Here is a 17,748-nt window from a genome sequence, read left to right as displayed (position 1 = left end):
AATAAAAAGAAAAATGTGACGCAAAACGAGACATCTGTTTTGCTTCACATTTTTTTAACTAGGCATAATCAACATTTAAAATAGAATAACTTCTTTGATCATATCGGTTTCTACTACATGAAAACTCAATAGGACGTCCATTTTTTGAATAAACAACTTGTTGTACTTCAAGAACAGGGTCATCTTTTTTACAATTAAGATAGTGTTGGTCGTACTCATCGGATTTATCTGCTTGAATATTTCGGTAAGCACCTGCAAAATCGAGAGATAGCTGTTCTTTAATATACGTATAAATAGAGTCTTTCAAGATATCAGTTGTTAGACCTGGCACCAAGTCGCAAGGCATATACGTATGCTCCAAAATAAACGGCTCATCTTCAAGAATTCTAAGACGAATGATTTTATAAACAGGCTGTTCTTCAGAAATAGCTAAACGTTCTTGGACTTCTTTTGAAGGAAATTCAACTTCAAATAAAATGACTTGGCTCTTTAATTTTTTATGGCGGTCGTGCATTTGTTTGCTAAGTCCATCATATTCATTGGCTGGTGAGGTATCTTTGTCCCAAAATGAACGATTTAATACTTTGGTACCAGAACCTCTTTGCGAGTATAAGAGACCTTCCATGACTAAAATGCCGATTGCTTTTTTGACAGTCATTCGGCTCACATTAAATTCTTTTACTAAATCTGTTTGGTTTGGAATCAGAGTATCTGTTTTATACACATTATTTTTTATTCGTTCGCGCAAGGTATCTGCGATTTCTTCATATTTTGGCTTCATATCGTTACAACCTCCTCATATGTATTGTAACTGATTATGAATGTATAGACAATTGAGAGTTTGAGACAAGGGGATTATTTCGGCTATCAAGATTCAAAAGAAAAAGAAAGCGCGATTAAATCGCACTTTCTTTTTCTTTATCTAATAAACGTAGGAATGGGAACCAAAGTAGACCGACAATAAGTAAATCGACAAGTTGCAATAGACCACCTAAAATCGAATTCGTTGCTAACATGCCGCTAAAGAAAATCGGAACAGTCCACGGAACGGATACGCCTGTTGGAGGTGGAACGATCCCAGCGGCCATCACAAGATAATTAAGGACTGTAACAATCAAAGGTGCTATGACCCAAGGAATCAAAATCGTAGCATTTAAAACAATCGGTAGCCCGAAAATTACAGGTTCATTTACATTGAAAATTCCAGGAGCTAAACTTAATCGACCGATATCTCGGTATTGTTTTTTCTTCATGATAAAAGCCATGATCAAAATAACAGCTAATGTCATACCAGAGCCGCCAAGTCCTACAGTGAACGTTTCCATAAATGGTTTTGTAATGATGTGAGGTAATTTTTCGCCTGCTTTGTAGGCATCTAAATTTTCTAACATCAAGGTATTCCAAATCGGGTCCATTACAGAATTTACAATGATTTGCCCATGTAAACCAAAGAACCATAAGAATTGCACAAAGAATAAAGCAATCAGAGTTGCGGGTAGACTGCTACCTAAACCAACTAATGGTTTTTGAATCACATCATAAATAACGTCATGAAGGTTTGTATTGAATAAACCAGTAACAATTGCATTGATAAATAGGAAAACAGATAAAGTTAAAATAGCAGGAATCAATGCAGCAAATGATTTCGCCACAGCAGGCGGAACTCCATCAGGCATCTTGATTTGCCAGCCTTTTTTAGTTACTCTACAATAAATCTCAGCGGCTAAAAACGCAGCAATCATCCCAATAAACATCCCTTTAGCACCTAAGCGATCTAAGGATAAGACACCAGAAACTTCCGTACCATCTTCAAGAGTCATGACAAAAGGTGTCAAAAGTAAGAAACTAGCAAACGAAACAGCACCGCCAAAAATCCCTTCGACATCATACGATTTAGATAAATAATAGCCAATACCAAACGTAACAAATACAGCCATGATGCTCATAGTTGCATTTTGACCGTTACCAAATAAAGAAGAAAGAGTGCCTTTTGTTGCATCATTGAAAAAAGGTAAGTTATTGATGACGACGATGATCGATCCGAACATTGTTAATGGAAATGACAGCATAAAAGCATCACGTAATACAGAAAGATATCTGTTTTGCCCCAGTTTATTAGCAAGCGGCATGATTTTTTCTCCAAGAGAATCCATAAAACCATTCATAATAATCAGTCCTTTATATTCTATTTGTAATCGATTACAAATAGAATATACCACCTTATTTTTTAAATGTCTATACTTTTATTCGATAAAGATAAGATTAATTTGTGAGAGAATAAAAAAAGAGCCTGGAACATAACCTTTTGGGTTATGTTCCAGACTCTTAGTATCCGAATAAATGGTGGATGTAGGAGCAACTTCTTCGTATTATTTCTCGGAGTTAAACACTTCTGCCCTAATGTCATTTTGGATTTAGGTAATGGTAAAAACAGCTTTTCTAGATACTAGCGCCACCGCCACCAGAAGAGCCGCCACCGCCAGAGAAGCCACCTCCACCACCGCTAAAGCCGCCGCCACTTGAAGAGCCGCCGCCAAAACCGCCGCCGCCCCAATACCAAGGACCGCCACCGCGACCACCGCGACCGCCACGACCTCCAAAGAGCATAAAAGGAAGAACGATGAGAAGAACAAAGAAAATACTAAAAATACCTTCTCCATCAGAACTATCATCTGAGTAAACTTGATCTATTTCGTCATCGGATAACGCATTTTGATCGGCAGGATAGTCATAATGTTTATCGATCAAGGTAGTGACTGCATTAAAGGTATACTGCAATCCTTGATTGATTGAGGCAGCATCGTCTGACTTCAAATCATCCTTCGCATGTTGAAGAATATTTCCTGCAATGCTATCCGTGATGACATCTTCCAAGCCATAACCGACTTCGATTCGGACATTCCGATCGCCATCATTAACTGCATAAAGAATTAAAACGCCATTATCTTCTTTTTGATTACCAATTTTCCATTTTTTAAAAAGATCTGGTGCGTAACTATCGATACTATCACCTTCAGTCGAATCGATCACAGCTAAAACCACTTGAGGAGCTTCTGTCTTTTCTTTATAAAGCTCGCCTTTTCTCTCAACTAAATTTTTAGTTGTTTCATTCAGAATTCCTGGTTGGTCCAGGTAAAAATGATCTGGTGAAGCGGGTAAGATTTCAGCAAAAGCAGGTAGTTGAAAGCCAAGGAAAAAGGTGACAAGGAAAACTAATACGCTAAGTAATAAACCTCGTCTAAAACGTTTCATCGATCATCACTTCCCACTAGAAGTACTAGTAGAATTATCAAAATTCACGGAAGGTACAGTGCTAGCTGTTGGATCAGCTTTAAAGTAATCCTTCTTACCTAGACCCATCATATTTGCAAAGATATTTTTAGGGAAAGAAACGACTTGTTCGTTGTATTCTTTCACGACTTCATTGTAACGTTTACGTTCAACCGAAATACGGTTTTCAGTGCCTTCTAATTGTGTCATTAATGTTTGTACATTATCATTTGATTTTAGTTCAGGATAATTTTCATTGATGACATTGATCAACGTCCCTACAGATTGATCCAACTCTTGACTAGCTTTGATTTTATCTGAATCATTGTTAGCAGAACCATAAGCTTCACGCGCTTTAGCAATATCACCAAAGACTTTTTGTTCTTGTTGCATGCTGCCTTTTACGCTGTTGACTAAGTTTGGCACGAGATCTGCTCTACGCTGCATCACGTTTTCTACTTGACTCCATTGTGACTCCACTGATTGTTCTTTTTTTGCTAATCCGTTGTATTGACTGACCCCGAAAACGCCTAATAAAACAATGACGATTACAGCGATCAAGCCAAATCTTGTTTTGTTGTTTTTCATGTCTTTTCCTCCTAAAATTTAAAAACTGAGTAAGCTCGTGAAGCGAGCTTTTTAAACTTGATGTAATGATATTGTAATGTTTCTGCAATGTTTTGACATCCAACTTAAGACCTATTTTTTATAAATAGATGGGTTTATACTGTTAATTATAAGGAGTTTTAAGCGATAAGCCAAAGAAACCGACTTTTCTGAAATTTGTTTCACATAAAAACAGATGATTTGTCAGGGTCCACAATTTGTATTAGGGTAAGGAAGTAAGCTGGTAGTTACTTTTTATTGGCAACAAATTCATAGGAGGAATCAAGATGACAGAAAAAATCGAAAATCCGTTAACAAGATTCTACGATGGGAAATTTGAAAAACAATCACAAGAAGCACCCGCATTACAACAAAAAATGACACCTGTACCTGATTGCGGAGAAACATCTTATAAAGGATCAGGAAAATTGGCAGGGTGCAAAGCCTTGATCACAGGTGGAGATTCTGGAATCGGACGTGCTGCAGCTATTGCATATGCAAGAGAAGGTGCCGACATCGCAATCAATTACTTACCTTTTGAAGAAGCCGATGCAAAGGAAGTGAAAGACTTGATTGAAGCAGAAGGACGCAAAGCCATTTTGTTGCCAGGTGATTTAAAAGATGAAACATTTACGCGAAAACTTGTTCATGAAGCGGCTAAAGAATTAGATGGCTTGGATATTCTAGTCCTAAATGCTGGTATGCAGCAAGCTGTGGAGAACATCAAAGACTTATCCACACAACAAATCATGGATACGTATACGACAAATATTATTTCAATGTATTGGGCAGTGCAAGAAGTGTTAGATTATCTGCCAAAAGGCGGTAGTATCATTACCACGACGTCCATTCAAAGTGCTGAGCCAAGTGCAAATTTATTAGATTATGCTGCAACAAAAGGTGCAATCACCTCTTTCAGTAAAGGATTATCAGCGCAATTAGCTTCTTCTGGTATTCGTGTCAATACCGTTGCGCCTGGTCCTATTTGGACAGCGTTACAAATTTGTGGCGGACAACCATCAGAAAAAATTCCTGAATTTGGACAAAAAGAATCGATTGGGCGAGCTGGACAACCGGTAGAATTGGCTGCTGTTTATGTTTTCTTAGCTTCTAATGATGCAAGTTATGTCACAGGACAAGTCTACTCTATCACAGGTGGTAGTTTCTTTGCTTGATTGATTTTATTAACTAAGGAGACGAGTCACAATGCCATAGGGGAAAGGAATATCCGAGTTGGTTTAAATCGTTGAACCTCTGTTAAAAAGAAAGCTACTGAGATTGTCAACGCGTTAGTCAGTGAAGGGCATCCAAATGACAGGTGATTCCAATTGCCATTACTCAATTTAAGATGTAACTAGATGAAGCAACAGATACCGAAAAAACAAAGACTCAAACGTCATTGCTTATAAAAAAGATGAACTACCTGATAACTAATAACGGATCACCTAAAATGTGTAGTGTATGTACTCGTTTTAGGTGATTCTTTTTCTATTTCGCTTAAAAGGAAATCTATGATAGAATAATCTGCAAAACTACGCCAAAAGAAATGGGGAAAATCAATGGCTATTTTTTTAGAGATGCCCGAGCTGAACCCTGAGTTTCCTTTCCGAATTATTTTAAATGATGGGAATATTTTAACCACGCCTCATTGGCATCGAGAAATTGAGTTGATTTATGTGACGAAAGGCAGCATTCATCTAGGAATCAATGATCAACCGTATAGTTTATCAGAAGGAGAGATCGTGTTGATCAATGGAGGCGATATTCATTACGTTTTAGCCTCACCTGGAAGTGAGCGAATCGTTTTTCAATTTGATCTAACTTTTTTTACTGGTTTAAATACAGAGGGGCTTAATTTGACTCGATTTTTTGAAGCTGTCGAACCATTTAGTCCAAAGTGGCACCGTGAAAAAGAAGCCGTTGTTAGAGAAATTTTGATAGAAATGTACCATGAAGAGCAACGGAAAGAAGCAGGGTTTCACTATCAACAAAAAGCAGATTTATTGAAGTTGTTCGTTTATCTTTTTCGAAATATTCCAGAGAAAAAAGAAATTCATAAAAGTCATGAAAAGGTGCAAAGTAAAGATATTTTAGAAAAATTAGATCAGGTATTTAGATATGTTGAACAAAACTATACAACGAAAATCACATTAGAAGAAGTGGCTAATTCCATCGGCTACAGTCAATTTTATTTCACGAAATTTTTTAAGCGAAATACTGGCAAAACCTTTATTACTTTTTTGAATGATTATCGTATTGATAAAGCAAAGTGGCTCTTGATCAACTCAACGGATAACGTTTCTGAAATCATTAGTCAAATTGGGATCGAAAGTGATAAAACGTTTTATCGTTTGTTCAAACAATCAATGGGGATGTCTCCTTTGAAATATCGTGAAAAAATGAGTGTTAAGAATTAATTGAATACATTGTAAGTGAAAGTAGACCTTCTGTAGAGGTCTCTTTTATTTTTTTGTCAAAGAGCAATATATGAGAATGATAAGACAAATTTTTGGGATTGAAACCGCTTGTAAATCTTTTATAATCAAAATGTATTTAGAGATAAGCGCTTATTAAAATATGGTAATTGGTATCATAACGCTATTTTTGAGAATAGAGGGAGACAATATGCAAGCACAAACAGGATTTTTATGGGGAGGAGCCATTTCGGCCGCTCAAACTGAAGGGAATTATTTGGCAGATGGCAGAAAAATGTCAAATTTTGATTATCTTCCATTGAACGATCAGCGGTTAAAACCCGTCTATTTAGATCAACAACATACGATTTTAAATCCAGAGAATAAAGAAATTTATCCAAGTCGTACAGCGATTGATTTTTATCACACGTTTAAAGAGGATATCAAATTGTTGAGTGAGCTTGGGATCAATAGTTTTCGTTTTTCCATTTCATGGTCTCGGATTTTTCCGACAGGAGAAGAAAATGGACCAAATCAAAAAGGATTGAATTTTTATGATCAAATTCTAGGGGAGCTTGAAAAATATCAGATTGAACCAATCGTAACCATTAGTCATTTTGATTTACCGTTTCATTTGGTGGAAAAATACAATGGATGGCAAAATCGCAAAGTGGTTGATTTGTATGTTCATTATGCAAAAACGATCATGACGTATTTTAAAGGGCGAATCAAGTATTGGATTCCGTTTAACGAAATGAATATGGTGTTGCATATTCCCTTTATTGGTGGTGGTATTACATTCAATTCAAAGGAAAATCCATTACAAATCCAATATCAAGCAGGGCACCATCAACTATTGGCCAATGCATTGACAATCAAAGTGGGAAAAGAAATTAATCCAGATACTCAATTTGGTGCAATGCTGGCAGCTGGTAAGACGTATGCATATACATGTGATCCAGAAGATGTGTTTGCCGCATTGAAAAGTGAGCGGGAGAATTTACTCTTTTCAGATGTTCAAGTTTTTGGGGAATATCCTAAGTTTACCGCGAACTTTTTTGAAGAAAACCATATTCAGCTAAACGTGACAGAACAAGATAAGCACATTTTAAAAGAAAATACGGTTGATTTTGTTTCATTTAGTTATTATTCTAGCGCTTGTACGTCAGCGAATCAAGATGGATTAGAAAAAGTCGCAACGAATGGCTTTATGACTGTTAAAAATCCGTATTTACCAGAAAGTACTAGTGTGTGGCAAAATGATCCATTAGGACTTAGAATCACGTTAAATCAATTGTATGATCGTTATCGAAAACCGCTATTTATTGTTGAAAATGGTTTAGGAACACAAGATGTATTACAAGGTCAAAAAATTGATGATGAGTATCGAATCGAGTATCTAAAAGGGCATATTCAAAATTTATTGCTGGCATTGAATGAAGATGGTGTGGATTTAATTGGGTATATGATGTGGGGAATTATTGATTTAACCAGTGTGAGTGAAGGGCGTATCAGTAAACGATATGGTGTAATCTATGTTGATTTGGATGATGAAGGCAATGGAACCGGGAATCGTTTGAAAAAAGCTAGTTACGATTGGTATCAAGAAGTTGTGAAAACCAATGGTGCTGCGGCATTTAATGATTAATAGAGTTTGTTGAAGCAATCAGCTACATGGGGAAACTGAGAGGGGATAAAAACATGACATCAAAAGACAATTATAACGAATTAGCGCAACAAATCATTGAAAACATCGGTGGAAAAGAAAACGTCGTATCAGCCGTTCATTGTGCAACACGATTACGTTTTCAATTGAAAGATGACACTAAAGTAAATGAGCAAGGGTTAAAAGAGCTCAGTGGTGTAGTGGATATCAATCCTACACCAACCCAATTCCAAGTGATCATAGGCAGTCATGTGGATAAAGTGTTTAAAGAAGTCATCGCGCAAGGAATCGTTAATGGGGATGCTGAAAATAGTGAGACACAAAGTGAAAAACAAGAGACAGGAATCTTCAATAAAATTGTTGATACGATCACAGCTTGTATGACACCGATGATCCCTGCGCTTACTGCTGCTGGGATGATCAAGGTTATTTTATCATTAAGTACGACGTTCCATTGGTTATCAAATGAATCAAGCACCTATCGTGTGTTAGATTTTATTGGTGATAGTGCGTTTTACTTTATGCCGATCTTATTAGCTGTATTTGCTTCACGTAAATTTAAAGTAAATACGTCACTTGCAGTAATTGTGGTAGGGATTTTATTGCATCCTAATTTTACTACGTGGGTTGCAAGTGGCGATCCGATTTCATTTTTGGGTATGCCGATTCAAGGAGTAGGCTATGCGGCTTCTGTTATTCCGGCCTTATTAACAATTTGGATCATGTCATACATTGAACGCGGTGTAGATAAAATCACGCCTAGTTCTCTGAAAATCATTTTAAATCCAACGTTGGTCTTACTTATCACAGCACCTTTAGTGTTGATCGTGATCGGTCCTTTAGGAAATTATGCAGGAATGGGACTTGCTTGGATAATCAATTTATTAGAAGGAAAATTAGGCTTTATCATGGTAGCGCTACTTGCTGCAGCTATGCCATTTATCGTAATGACCGGTATGCACCATGCCTTGACACCGATTTTTGTGGCTTCATTTGCTGCAACAGGAACAGAATCATTGATTTTAGTTGCTCAAGTTTGTGCTAATTTAGCTCAAGGTGGGGCTTCATTAGCGGTAGCATTGAAATCAAAAGATAAGAGTGTTAAATCAATTGCAACGGCTGCTGGAATTTCTGCAATCATGGGAATTACAGAACCAGCCTTATATGGCGTAACGATGAAGTATAAAAAACCATTGATTGCAGCGGTGATTGGTGCGGGGATTTCTGGTTGTTTTGCAGGGATCATGCATGTTACTCTTTATGTACCACAAAATAGTGTGATGGCAATTCTTGGTTTCTCTGGCGATAAAGGGGTAGCCAATGTGATTGCAGGTGTATTGATGATGGTGATGTCACTGGTTATTCCATTTATTCTGACATTGTTTTTACAAAAAGAGCCAAAGAACACTGTTTCTAGCAAAGAAGTTGAAACGAAAGGAACAGCTTCTGCTGTTTAAAAAAAGCTGATCAAAGGAGAAAAAAGATGAATTCTGAGTATTTGCTGGCGCTAAATGATCTTAATAACCAAAATCCTGATTATATTGAAACCTTGTTTGCATTATGCAACGGCCATGTAGGCGTACGTGCATCCAGTATTTTAAAAGGAAAAACGACAAAAGGAAATCCTGGAACGTTTATCAATGGTTTTTACGATACACATCCGATTGTTTACGGAGAATGGGCTTATGGTTATGCGAAAAATCATCAAACGATCGTAAAACTGCCTGATATAAGAAGTCTTATCATCGAGATCGATGGAGAAAAATCAACTGAAGCAGACTGGCGTACAACACAAACTGATTTTCAGCTGAATATGAAAACTGGGATGTTGGAAGAACGTTATGAAATCGAAACGTTGCACGGAAAGATATTTTCATTATCTCTTTGTTCATTTTTATCCTATTCTCAGGCGGAAGTCAGTGTTTTTCACTATACGATCGAAGCGTTGAATTTTTCTGGTGAGCTGCTGATTACTAAGCAGATTGCATTTCAAGAGGGAAACACTAATGAAGATGGAACAATTGATCCGCGTGTTGCTTCATCTAAAAGTAAACTTGGAATTGTGCCGTTAAATGACGAGTGGATCGAAGTGAAAACAGAATTTAGTGAACAATCTGTTTTGCTCTCTCAAGTGATGCAAACTGCTGATGGCGTGGATGAGATCGGTGGTTTAGCTGTATCAAAACGAGTCTTTGTTCAAAAAAATCAGGCAGTTACTTTAACAAACTATGTCGTACTGTCAAACCCGCTCACAACAGAGAGTCGTAAGATTGAAAGGGAAAAAGACAAGTTGACCACAGTTAAACGTCACTTGGAATTTAATCAGTTAGCCAAAGAACACATACAGCATTTTTCTGAATTCTGGCAAGCAAGTGATATCGAAATTACTGGTGACCCGATTCTGCAAAAAGGGATTCGTTTTAACCTATTTCATCTATATCAAAATGCAGGGCGAGATGGTTTGACGAATTTTGCTGCGAAAGGATTGACTGGTGAAGGTTATGAAGGGCATTATTTTTGGGATACTGAAATGTATATCTTGCCGTTTTTTATCTATACACAACCCAAAATTGCCAAACAATTACTAACATATCGGGTATCGATTTTACCAAAGGCCCAGGAACGAGCAAAGGAAATGGCACAAAACAGTGGCGCTTTATTTGCTTGGCGAACAATCAATGGCGAAGAAGCTAGTGCGTATTATCCTGCTGGAACAGCTCAAGTCCATATCAATGCCGATATTGCCTATGCTTTTCAATTATATGAACGAGTAACAGGAGATCATCAATTTATCGCAGAATCTGGTGCTGAAGTGATTTTTGAAACTGCACGTTTTTGGTTGAACTACGGCAGTTGGATCGGAAATGAGTTTTGTATCAATGGTGTGACAGGGCCCGATGAGTATACAGCTTTAGTCAACAATAACTATTATACAAATAAAATGGCTCAAAATAATTTAAGCTATGCTGTCACTTTAGCACAACGTCTGAATTCAGTTAAAGAAGCAGAATGGTCTACTTGGCAACAAGCCGCCGAAGGAATGAAACTGCCATACGATCATGAAAAACAACTGATCAAACAAGATGACACGTTCTTTGAAAAAGCCAAATGGCCATTTGAAGAAACACCAAAAGAGAATTATCCACTGTTACTACACTATCACCCGATGATTATATACAAACATCAGGTGTGTAAACAAGCAGATGCCTTGTTAGCTGAAATGCTATTTCCGCAAGATTACTCAGTTGAGCAAATTCAAAGAGATTATCAGTTTTATGAAGAGGTGACGACCCATGATTCTTCGTTGTCACGTTCTATTTTTAGTATTTTAGCCAGTCGTACGAAGCAACAGGATAAGGCCTATAGTTACTTTATGGATACAGCATTGATGGATCTAACAGATTTACAAGGCAATGCTAAAGATGGGATTCATGCAGCAAATATGGGTGGTAGTTGGTTGAGCATCATTTACGGTTTTGCAGGCTTATCAAGTACAGGGCAAACAATCCAGCTTGAGAATCATTTACCAAAAGAAATTGAAGGGTTGGCCTTTAAGCTAAACATTCATGGAACACTCGTCAAGGTGAAAATGGATAAAAAAGAATTAAAGGTAACCCTTCTAGAATCAAACGAACAATTATCTATAAAACAATTGTCTGAAAATAAGGCAATGATTGCAATCAACTAACAAAATAGCTATGGAGTCAGTAATCAATTGACTTCCATGGCTTTTTTGTTATTTTTTTAATTGAGTCCAATCATTTTGAAAAATCAAAATTAGATTAGACCCAACGTTTCTTTAATTTGTAGCGTTTACATTATATAGTGAATACAGGAGGAACAAGATGATTGATTATCGAATGAGTTATCTTATCGACATGTCGCATAAAGTAGGGCACTCTATTCAAGAGCTGAGCGAGATTACAGGATTGCCTACAGAAACCGTGATTGATCAGTTAGGGAAAATTGATGAGCAGCTGCAGAAATTTTCTTATGAACCGATTTATAGGGAAGAAGACAAACTCTATTTTCCAAAGCAAGTAGCCGATAAATGGTTGGAACTTCATTTTGGTAAGTTGGAAACAGAGATTTTCTATTCAGAATATGAACGACAAGCGCTACTTTATCTGTTGACGTTTACTGCAGATGAGGATTTATCTGTGTTTCATTATCAAGAATTTTTTCAAGTCAGTAAGAATACGATCTTAGCGGATATCAAAAAGTTGCGGGAACGCTTAACGAAGTATCAGATCAAATTAGACTATTCACGAAAAAAAGGATTTTATTTATCGGGACGTGAAGAAGATATTCGAATTCAAGCACATCAAATGATTGCAAAAGTCGTCACGTCAGTTTCAGGGAAATGGGGCTTAAAAAAAGGCTTGGTTAAGTATTCAAGAACGTTTGAAGCAGATGTTCGTTCATATCTTTTTGAAACGATCAAAGCAAGTGAGTTAGTGATTGTACCAAGCCGAATTGAAGAAACGATTTATTTTATGGTGTATGTTTTAAGGCGTGCAAAATCACATTCAATTAAGTTGGATCGACAAGCAAAAGAGAGGATAAAAGAGCTGAATGCTTTTCATGGAAGTCAGCTATTTTTAGCTAAATTCTCAACTATCTTAGATCCTGAAAGTGAACAATTTTATTTCACACTCATTTTTATGACGATTACACAAGGAGAAATCCGCGATACTGCGCTGGAATTTTTACTAGAATGTGCGAGCCAAATCATTCATGAGATGGAACGTTTAGCAGCAATCGAATTTAAAGCGTATCGAAAATTACTACTCGATCTTTTTTATCATTTGGTGCCAGCTTTTTTTAGAATCAAGTATCATTTTTCTTTAACGAATGTGCTGATAGAAGAAATCAAAGAACAATATGGCGAATTATTCGCTTTGACAAAAATAGCGTTGCACCCTTTAGAGATGCTGACAGGTCAAGCGATCCCAGATGAAGAAGTGGGGTATTTTACGATTCTATTTGGCGGTGAAATTGGAAATCAGCGGGAATTAAATCGGGTGATTCGCTATAAAGCATTGGTTTTATGTCCAAGTGGAATTAGTTCTAGTTTAATCATGCAATCAGAGTTGAAGGAACTTTTCCCAACGATCGACTTTAGTTTAACAACAACGGTTGATCAATTAGAAAGTCTTGCCGAATCTGAATACGATGTGATTTTTTCGAGTGTTCCGTTAAATACACAAAAGAAAATGTACTTGGTCAATCCAATCATGACACAGCTAGAAAAAAATAACTTGATCCGTCATGTGCAAGAAGAGTTATTGATACCAGGAATCGTTGTCCCTTCTATCGACGAAATAATTGAAACCTTATTACCATATATCGAGTTAAAAAAAGGCGTCACCAAAGAAAAAATATACAGAATCTTAAATCGAAAAATGATCAAAAAACTAAAAGTGAAAGAAGATGAGAAGCCAATGCTATCGGAGTTGCTGACAAAAGAAATGATCCAGTTGACGGATAAAACATTAACATGGGAAGAAGCGATTGCTTATGCGGCACAACCTCTAAAAGAACAGGGGAAGATTACAGACAATTATATTGACGCAATGATTCAAAAGGTGAAAGATTACGGTGCCTTTATTCATATTGGGAAAGGAATCGCCTTGCCGCATGCGAGACCAGAAGATGGGGTAAAACAATTAGGAATGTCTCTTTTAAAAGTGGAAGAGCCTGTGTTGCTTTTAGGTGATCCTAAGCATGAAATTACAATTTTTATCTGTTTAGCAGCGGTAGATAATGAAATGCATTTAAAAGCATTGGCGAGTTTGACGAAGATTTTATCCAACAAAGAGAATTTAGAAAAACTATTAGTAGCAAAGGATCAAGAAACAATTATTCAGTTATTAAAGGAAGGAGAATCATTATGAAAATGGCAGCAGTTTGTGGATCTGGATTAGGATCTAGTTTTATGGTGGAAATGAATATCAACAGTGTATTGAATGAATTAGGGGTAACAGGAGTTGAGGTGGCACATTATGATATGGGAAGTGCCACACCGGATTTGGCAGATGTCTTTTTTGTTGGTGGGGATTTAGCAGATAGTGCGCAGCATTTAGGGAATGTTGTAATTTTAGACAGTATTATCGATATGGACGAGTTGAGAGAAAAAGTGAAAGCCGTTTGTGTCAAAGAAGGGTTACTTTAAAGTCTAAGGAAGGTGGGAGAAAAACATGAATAGTGTTTTAAATATATTGATCGACATTGCAAGTACGCCAGCGATTTTGGTGGCGTTGATTGCGGTATTAGGCTTAGGACTACAGAAAAAGCCGATTTCAGATGTTGTCCGTGGCGGAATCAAGACATTTGTAGGATTTCTAGTCGTAACGGCAGGTGCGGGAGTGATCGAAGGGTCACTGGCACCGTTTGGTGAAATGTTCCAGCATGCGTTTAATATGCAAGGAGTAGTGCCAAATAATGAAGCAATCGTTGCTTTGGCTTTAACAAAATATGGGACATATACAGCACTTATTATGTTAGCAGGAATGGCGTTTAATATTTTGATTGCGCGCATTACGAAATTTAAATATATTTATTTGACTGGTCACGCAACACTTTACATGGCGTGTATGATTGCCGTGATCATGAGTGTAACAAAAATGAGTGCAGTGCCACTCGTTTTAGTAGGCGGGTTGGCATTAGGATTGGCTAATACGATTTTTCCAGCAATCGCTCAGCCGTTTACCAAGCAAATCACGAAAAATGATTCAGTGGCTCTAGGTCATACTGGGAATTTTGGGTATGCTCTTAGTGGGTTTATTGGGAAATATGTAGGGAATAAAGAAAAATCAACGGAAGATATCAATTTTCCAAAAGGGTTATCTTTTTTACGAGATTCAACCGTTAGTATTACATTGACGATGGGGATTGTGTATACAATTGTCGCGTTGTTTGCAGGAAATGACTTTATTTCTGAAAATCTTAGCAATGGTACTAATTATATTATTTATGCCTTACAACAAGCAGGGATGTTTGCAGCGGGTGTTTTCGTAATCCTGGCTGGGGTTCGTTTGATTTTAGCTGAAATTGTACCAGCGTTTAAAGGGATTTCTGAAAAGTTAGTGCCGAATTCTATTCCAGCTTTGGATTGTCCAATCGTTTTTCCTTACGCACCAAATGCTGTATTGATTGGCTTTTTAACTAGTTTTGTTGGTGGAATCGTGAGCTTGTTTATTATGATCGCTACAGGTACAACAGTGATTATTCCTGGTGTGGTACCGCATTTCTTCTGTGGCGCGACAGCCGGAGTTTTCGGAAATGCTACAGGAGGCGTTCGTGGAGCCGTTGTCGGCTCATTTATTCATGGCGTGATCATTAGCTTTATGCCGATTTTATTGATGCCAGTTATGGGGGATTTAGGCTTCCAAGGATCAACATTCTCCGATACAGATTATGGTGTGACGGGGATATTCTTAGGGAAATTAGCAGATATGGGCGGTCAAATCGCAGTCGTTGCAGGAGTTGTGGCGGTGTTGGCATTACTGATTGGTTTAACTGTTTTCGGCAAGAAAAAGACCAATGAAACGAAGGAGGCAGCATAATGGATACACAGAAATTTGCAGATCAAATTCGTTATTATACGATGCGGGAGTTAGATAATTTAGGTTTTGGACATTTTGGTGGTAGCTTGTCTATCGTTGAAACATTGGCTGTTTTATATGGAAAGGTTTTGAATGTTTCGCCAGAAAGAAAAGACGATCCAAATCGCGATTATTTTGTTCTATCAAAAGGACATGCTGGACCTGCGCTGTATGCTACCTTATTTTTAAAGGGATATTTTGATGAAGCGTTTCTTTTTAGCCTAAACCAAAATGGAACCAATCTTCCTTCACATCCTGATCGAATCAAAACGCCTGGGGTAGATATGACCACAGGCTCACTTGGACAAGGAATCTCAGCTGCGACAGGCATTGCAAAAGGCAATCAATTGTTAGGCAAAGAGAATTATACTTTTGCAATTGTGGGTGACGGAGAGTTAAACGAAGGACAATGTTGGGAAGCGTTTCAGTTTGCAGCGCATCAAAAGTTGGATCATTTGATCGTGTTGATCGATGATAATAAGAAACAATTAGATGGTTATACAACGGATATTTGTGATCCATTTGATTTTGTTGAAAAAATGCAGGCGTTTGGTTTTAATAGTTGGCGGGTGGATGGTGGCGATGTATCAGCTATTGAAGCCGCAATCAATCAAGCGAAACAAGGATATGGAAAACCAACAGCGATCGTTTTAGATACAGTGAAAGGGCAAGGTGTTCCTTACTTTGAGGAGCTAGTGGATAATCATCATGTTCGTCCAGATGAAGCAGGGAAAATCGCAATCAAAGAAGCTATTGAAAGCCTAGCTAAAAAGATCGAGGTGAACCAGTAATGAAAGACTTAGAAATGCGTCAGGTGTATACTAACACCATTCAAGAATTAGCAGAAAAAGATCAAAATGTTTTAGCTTTAGAAGCTGATTTGGCAGGTTCGATGGGAACCAGCAAATTAAAAGAAAAATTGGGCAATCGCTATATCAATGTAGGAATTATGGAAGCGCAAGAAATGAGTGCAGCGGCAGGGTTGGCTGTAACGGGATTTGTTCCATTTATCCACACGTTTGCACCATTTGCGACACGACGTTCATTTGATCAAGTATTTATCTCTCTGGGCTATGCTCAAAATCATGCCGTCATCGTTGGGACAGATCCAGGTGTTACAGCTGAAATGAATGGTGGAACGCATATGCCGTTTGAAGATGTAGCATTGATGCGAGTGATCCCGAAAAATACAATCTATGAAGTGTCAGATCCGTATCAATTTAAAGCTATTTTGGAATATGCTCATACAGCAAAAGGCTTGTTCTATATTCGAACGATACGTAAGCAAGCGAAATCACTTTATACAGGAGAAGAAGATTTTTCAAAAGGATACTGTAAGTTGAAAGAAGGAACGGACGGTACGATTTTTGCTAGTGGGATCATGGTAGAAGAAGCGCTTCAGGCAGCGGCTGATTTAGAAGAACGTGGTATTTCAGTTCAGGTGATCGATTTATTTAGAATCAAGCCAATGAATGAAGAAATCGTAATCGAAGCTGCCAAACTAGGACCAATCGTAACCGCAGAAAATCATAACATAATCGGCGGGCTAGGAAGTGCTGTAGCGGAAATCGTTACGGAAAATCAGCCTGTGAAGATGAAGAGAATCGGTGTCAAGGAACAATTTGGGCAAGTGGGTAAATCAGAGTATTTGAAAAAGGTTTATGGATTAAAGGCTGTTGATATATCCGAGGCAGTCAAAGAAGTGTTAAATAAATAATGATGAATTGATTGTCTAATCTATCTCAAGAGAGCGTTCAAAAATTGTATTTTTACGATTTTTGAACGCTCTTTAGTAAGAGCATATCCAATTATAGGTCCAACTTACGGACTTTTTCCCATAGATTCAAGCAAATATTGTAAGCGTTATATTGTTGTGTTAACTTACAGATAAGAGCTTGTACAACTCAAATTAGTCAGTTGGAAAGAGGGAAAAAATGGGAGCAAAAGCAAAAGAAGCAATGCAAAAATTTTCGCGTTCGGCGATTATGCCAATTAAATTTATGGCAGTCATGGGATTATTTTTAGCAGTTGCTGTTATTTTACAGTTGGAATTTATGCCATCTTTTATACAAACCATTGGATTGTTGATTAAAACAATGATGGATGCCATGATGAACAATTTAGCAATTATTTTTTGTGTAGGAATTGCTTCATCAATGGCAAATAAGAAAAAAGTAGAGGCTGG

General features: G+C 37.4%; 14 protein-coding genes and 1 pseudogene. 11 read left to right on the top strand and 4 right to left on the bottom strand.

Translation table 11 applies throughout. The features are described 5' to 3' along the window. Window positions 1-58 precede the first annotated feature (58 nt). The 4 genes from I586_RS10160 to I586_RS10145 all read right to left on the bottom strand — a co-directional run bounded on the left by I586_RS10160 (window position 59) and on the right by I586_RS10145 (window position 3,858). Window positions 59-781: a GntR family transcriptional regulator gene (locus I586_RS10160; RefSeq protein ID WP_010766062.1), complete on the bottom strand. Its 723-nt coding sequence runs from the start codon at window positions 779-781 to the stop codon at window positions 59-61. A gap of 115 nt (window positions 782-896) precedes the next feature. Beyond that, entirely contained in the window at window positions 897-2,165 is a 1,269-nt protein-coding gene (celB, locus tag I586_RS10155) for a PTS cellobiose transporter subunit IIC (protein ID WP_010766061.1), read from the bottom strand. A 274-nt stretch (window positions 2,166-2,439) separates the two neighbouring features. Continuing rightward, a complete protein-coding gene (locus I586_RS10150) occupies window positions 2,440-3,252 on the bottom strand; it encodes a TPM domain-containing protein (RefSeq protein ID WP_010766060.1) in 813 nt (270 codons plus the stop codon). A gap of 6 nt (window positions 3,253-3,258) precedes the next feature. Beyond that, entirely contained in the window at window positions 3,259-3,858 is a 600-nt protein-coding gene (locus I586_RS10145; protein ID WP_010762751.1) for a LemA family protein, read from the bottom strand. Between the two features lie 305 nt (window positions 3,859-4,163). On the opposite strand from I586_RS10145, the gene I586_RS10140 reads away from it, so the two are divergent. From I586_RS10140 to I586_RS10090, 11 genes and pseudogenes are all read left to right on the top strand, one after another. Continuing rightward, on the top strand, window positions 4,164-5,051 hold the full coding sequence (locus tag I586_RS10140; protein ID WP_010766059.1) for an SDR family oxidoreductase: 888 nt from the start codon (window positions 4,164-4,166) through the stop codon (window positions 5,049-5,051). A 384-nt stretch (window positions 5,052-5,435) separates the two neighbouring features. After that, a complete protein-coding gene (locus tag I586_RS10135; protein ID WP_010766058.1) occupies window positions 5,436-6,293 on the top strand; it encodes an AraC family transcriptional regulator in 858 nt (285 codons plus the stop codon). A 208-nt stretch (window positions 6,294-6,501) separates the two neighbouring features. Continuing rightward, on the top strand, window positions 6,502-7,938 hold the full coding sequence (locus I586_RS10130) for a family 1 glycosylhydrolase (protein WP_010766057.1): 1,437 nt from the start codon (window positions 6,502-6,504) through the stop codon (window positions 7,936-7,938). 53 nt (window positions 7,939-7,991) lie between these two features. Further along, window positions 7,992-9,413 carry a PTS transporter subunit EIIC gene (locus tag I586_RS10125; protein WP_010766056.1) on the top strand — a complete coding sequence of 474 codons (1,422 nt, stop codon included), beginning with the start codon at window positions 7,992-7,994 and terminating at the stop codon, window positions 9,411-9,413. Between the two features lie 26 nt (window positions 9,414-9,439). After that, entirely contained in the window at window positions 9,440-11,644 is a 2,205-nt protein-coding gene (locus I586_RS10120; protein ID WP_010766055.1) for a glycoside hydrolase family 65 protein, read from the top strand. A gap of 157 nt (window positions 11,645-11,801) precedes the next feature. Next, window positions 11,802-13,853, top strand: a complete 2,052-nt coding sequence (locus I586_RS10115) for a BglG family transcription antiterminator (RefSeq protein WP_010766054.1) — start codon at window positions 11,802-11,804, stop codon at window positions 13,851-13,853. Further along, window positions 13,850-14,131, top strand: coding sequence for a PTS sugar transporter subunit IIB (locus I586_RS10110; protein WP_010766053.1), 282 nt, complete (start codon window positions 13,850-13,852; stop codon window positions 14,129-14,131). The genes I586_RS10115 and I586_RS10110 overlap by 4 nt, the downstream gene beginning before the upstream one ends. Window positions 14,132-14,156: 25 nt before the next feature. Next, entirely contained in the window at window positions 14,157-15,524 is a 1,368-nt protein-coding gene (locus tag I586_RS10105; RefSeq protein ID WP_010766052.1) for a PTS ascorbate transporter subunit IIC, read from the top strand. Then, window positions 15,524-16,354, top strand: coding sequence for a transketolase (locus I586_RS10100; protein WP_010766051.1), 831 nt, complete (start codon window positions 15,524-15,526; stop codon window positions 16,352-16,354). The genes I586_RS10105 and I586_RS10100 overlap by 1 nt, the downstream gene beginning before the upstream one ends. Then, window positions 16,354-17,280 (top strand): transketolase family protein, encoded by a 927-nt coding sequence (locus tag I586_RS10095; RefSeq protein WP_010766050.1) that lies wholly within the window; start codon window positions 16,354-16,356, stop codon window positions 17,278-17,280. Before I586_RS10100 ends, I586_RS10095 begins: the two co-directional genes overlap by 1 nt. A 217-nt stretch (window positions 17,281-17,497) precedes the next feature. Further along, a pseudogene (locus I586_RS10090) lies at window positions 17,498-17,748 on the top strand (PTS transporter subunit EIIC); the annotation flags it as partial.

This window comes from Enterococcus moraviensis ATCC BAA-383 (assembly GCF_000407445.1).
GTDB classification, from domain to species: domain Bacteria; phylum Bacillota; class Bacilli; order Lactobacillales; family Enterococcaceae; genus Enterococcus_L; species Enterococcus_L moraviensis.
This window is presented reverse-complemented; position numbering and strand designations above follow the sequence as displayed.

Bases quoted from the DNA above. Each gene is read 5' to 3' on its own strand.
- I586_RS10130 (WP_010766057.1), top strand. From the start codon at position 6,502: ATGCAAGCACAAACAGGATTTTTATGGGGAGGAGCCATTTCGGCCGCT.
- I586_RS10095 (WP_010766050.1), top strand. From the start codon at position 16,354: ATGAAAGACTTAGAAATGCGTCAGGTGTATACTAACACCATTCAAGAA.
- I586_RS10160 (WP_010766062.1), bottom strand. From the start codon at position 781: ATGAAGCCAAAATATGAAGAAATCGCAGATACCTTGCGCGAACGAATA.
- I586_RS10110 (WP_010766053.1), top strand. From the start codon at position 13,850: ATGAAAATGGCAGCAGTTTGTGGATCTGGATTAGGATCTAGTTTTATG.
- I586_RS10140 (WP_010766059.1), top strand. From the start codon at position 4,164: ATGACAGAAAAAATCGAAAATCCGTTAACAAGATTCTACGATGGGAAA.
- I586_RS10120 (WP_010766055.1), top strand. From the start codon at position 9,440: ATGAATTCTGAGTATTTGCTGGCGCTAAATGATCTTAATAACCAAAAT.
- I586_RS10125 (WP_010766056.1), top strand. From the start codon at position 7,992: ATGACATCAAAAGACAATTATAACGAATTAGCGCAACAAATCATTGAA.
- I586_RS10115 (WP_010766054.1), top strand. From the start codon at position 11,802: ATGATTGATTATCGAATGAGTTATCTTATCGACATGTCGCATAAAGTA.
- I586_RS10145 (WP_010762751.1), bottom strand. From the start codon at position 3,858: ATGAAAAACAACAAAACAAGATTTGGCTTGATCGCTGTAATCGTCATT.
- I586_RS10105 (WP_010766052.1), top strand. From the start codon at position 14,157: ATGAATAGTGTTTTAAATATATTGATCGACATTGCAAGTACGCCAGCG.
- celB (WP_010766061.1), bottom strand. From the start codon at position 2,165: ATGAATGGTTTTATGGATTCTCTTGGAGAAAAAATCATGCCGCTTGCT.
- I586_RS10150 (WP_010766060.1), bottom strand. From the start codon at position 3,252: ATGAAACGTTTTAGACGAGGTTTATTACTTAGCGTATTAGTTTTCCTT.
- I586_RS10135 (WP_010766058.1), top strand. From the start codon at position 5,436: ATGGCTATTTTTTTAGAGATGCCCGAGCTGAACCCTGAGTTTCCTTTC.
- I586_RS10100 (WP_010766051.1), top strand. From the start codon at position 15,524: ATGGATACACAGAAATTTGCAGATCAAATTCGTTATTATACGATGCGG.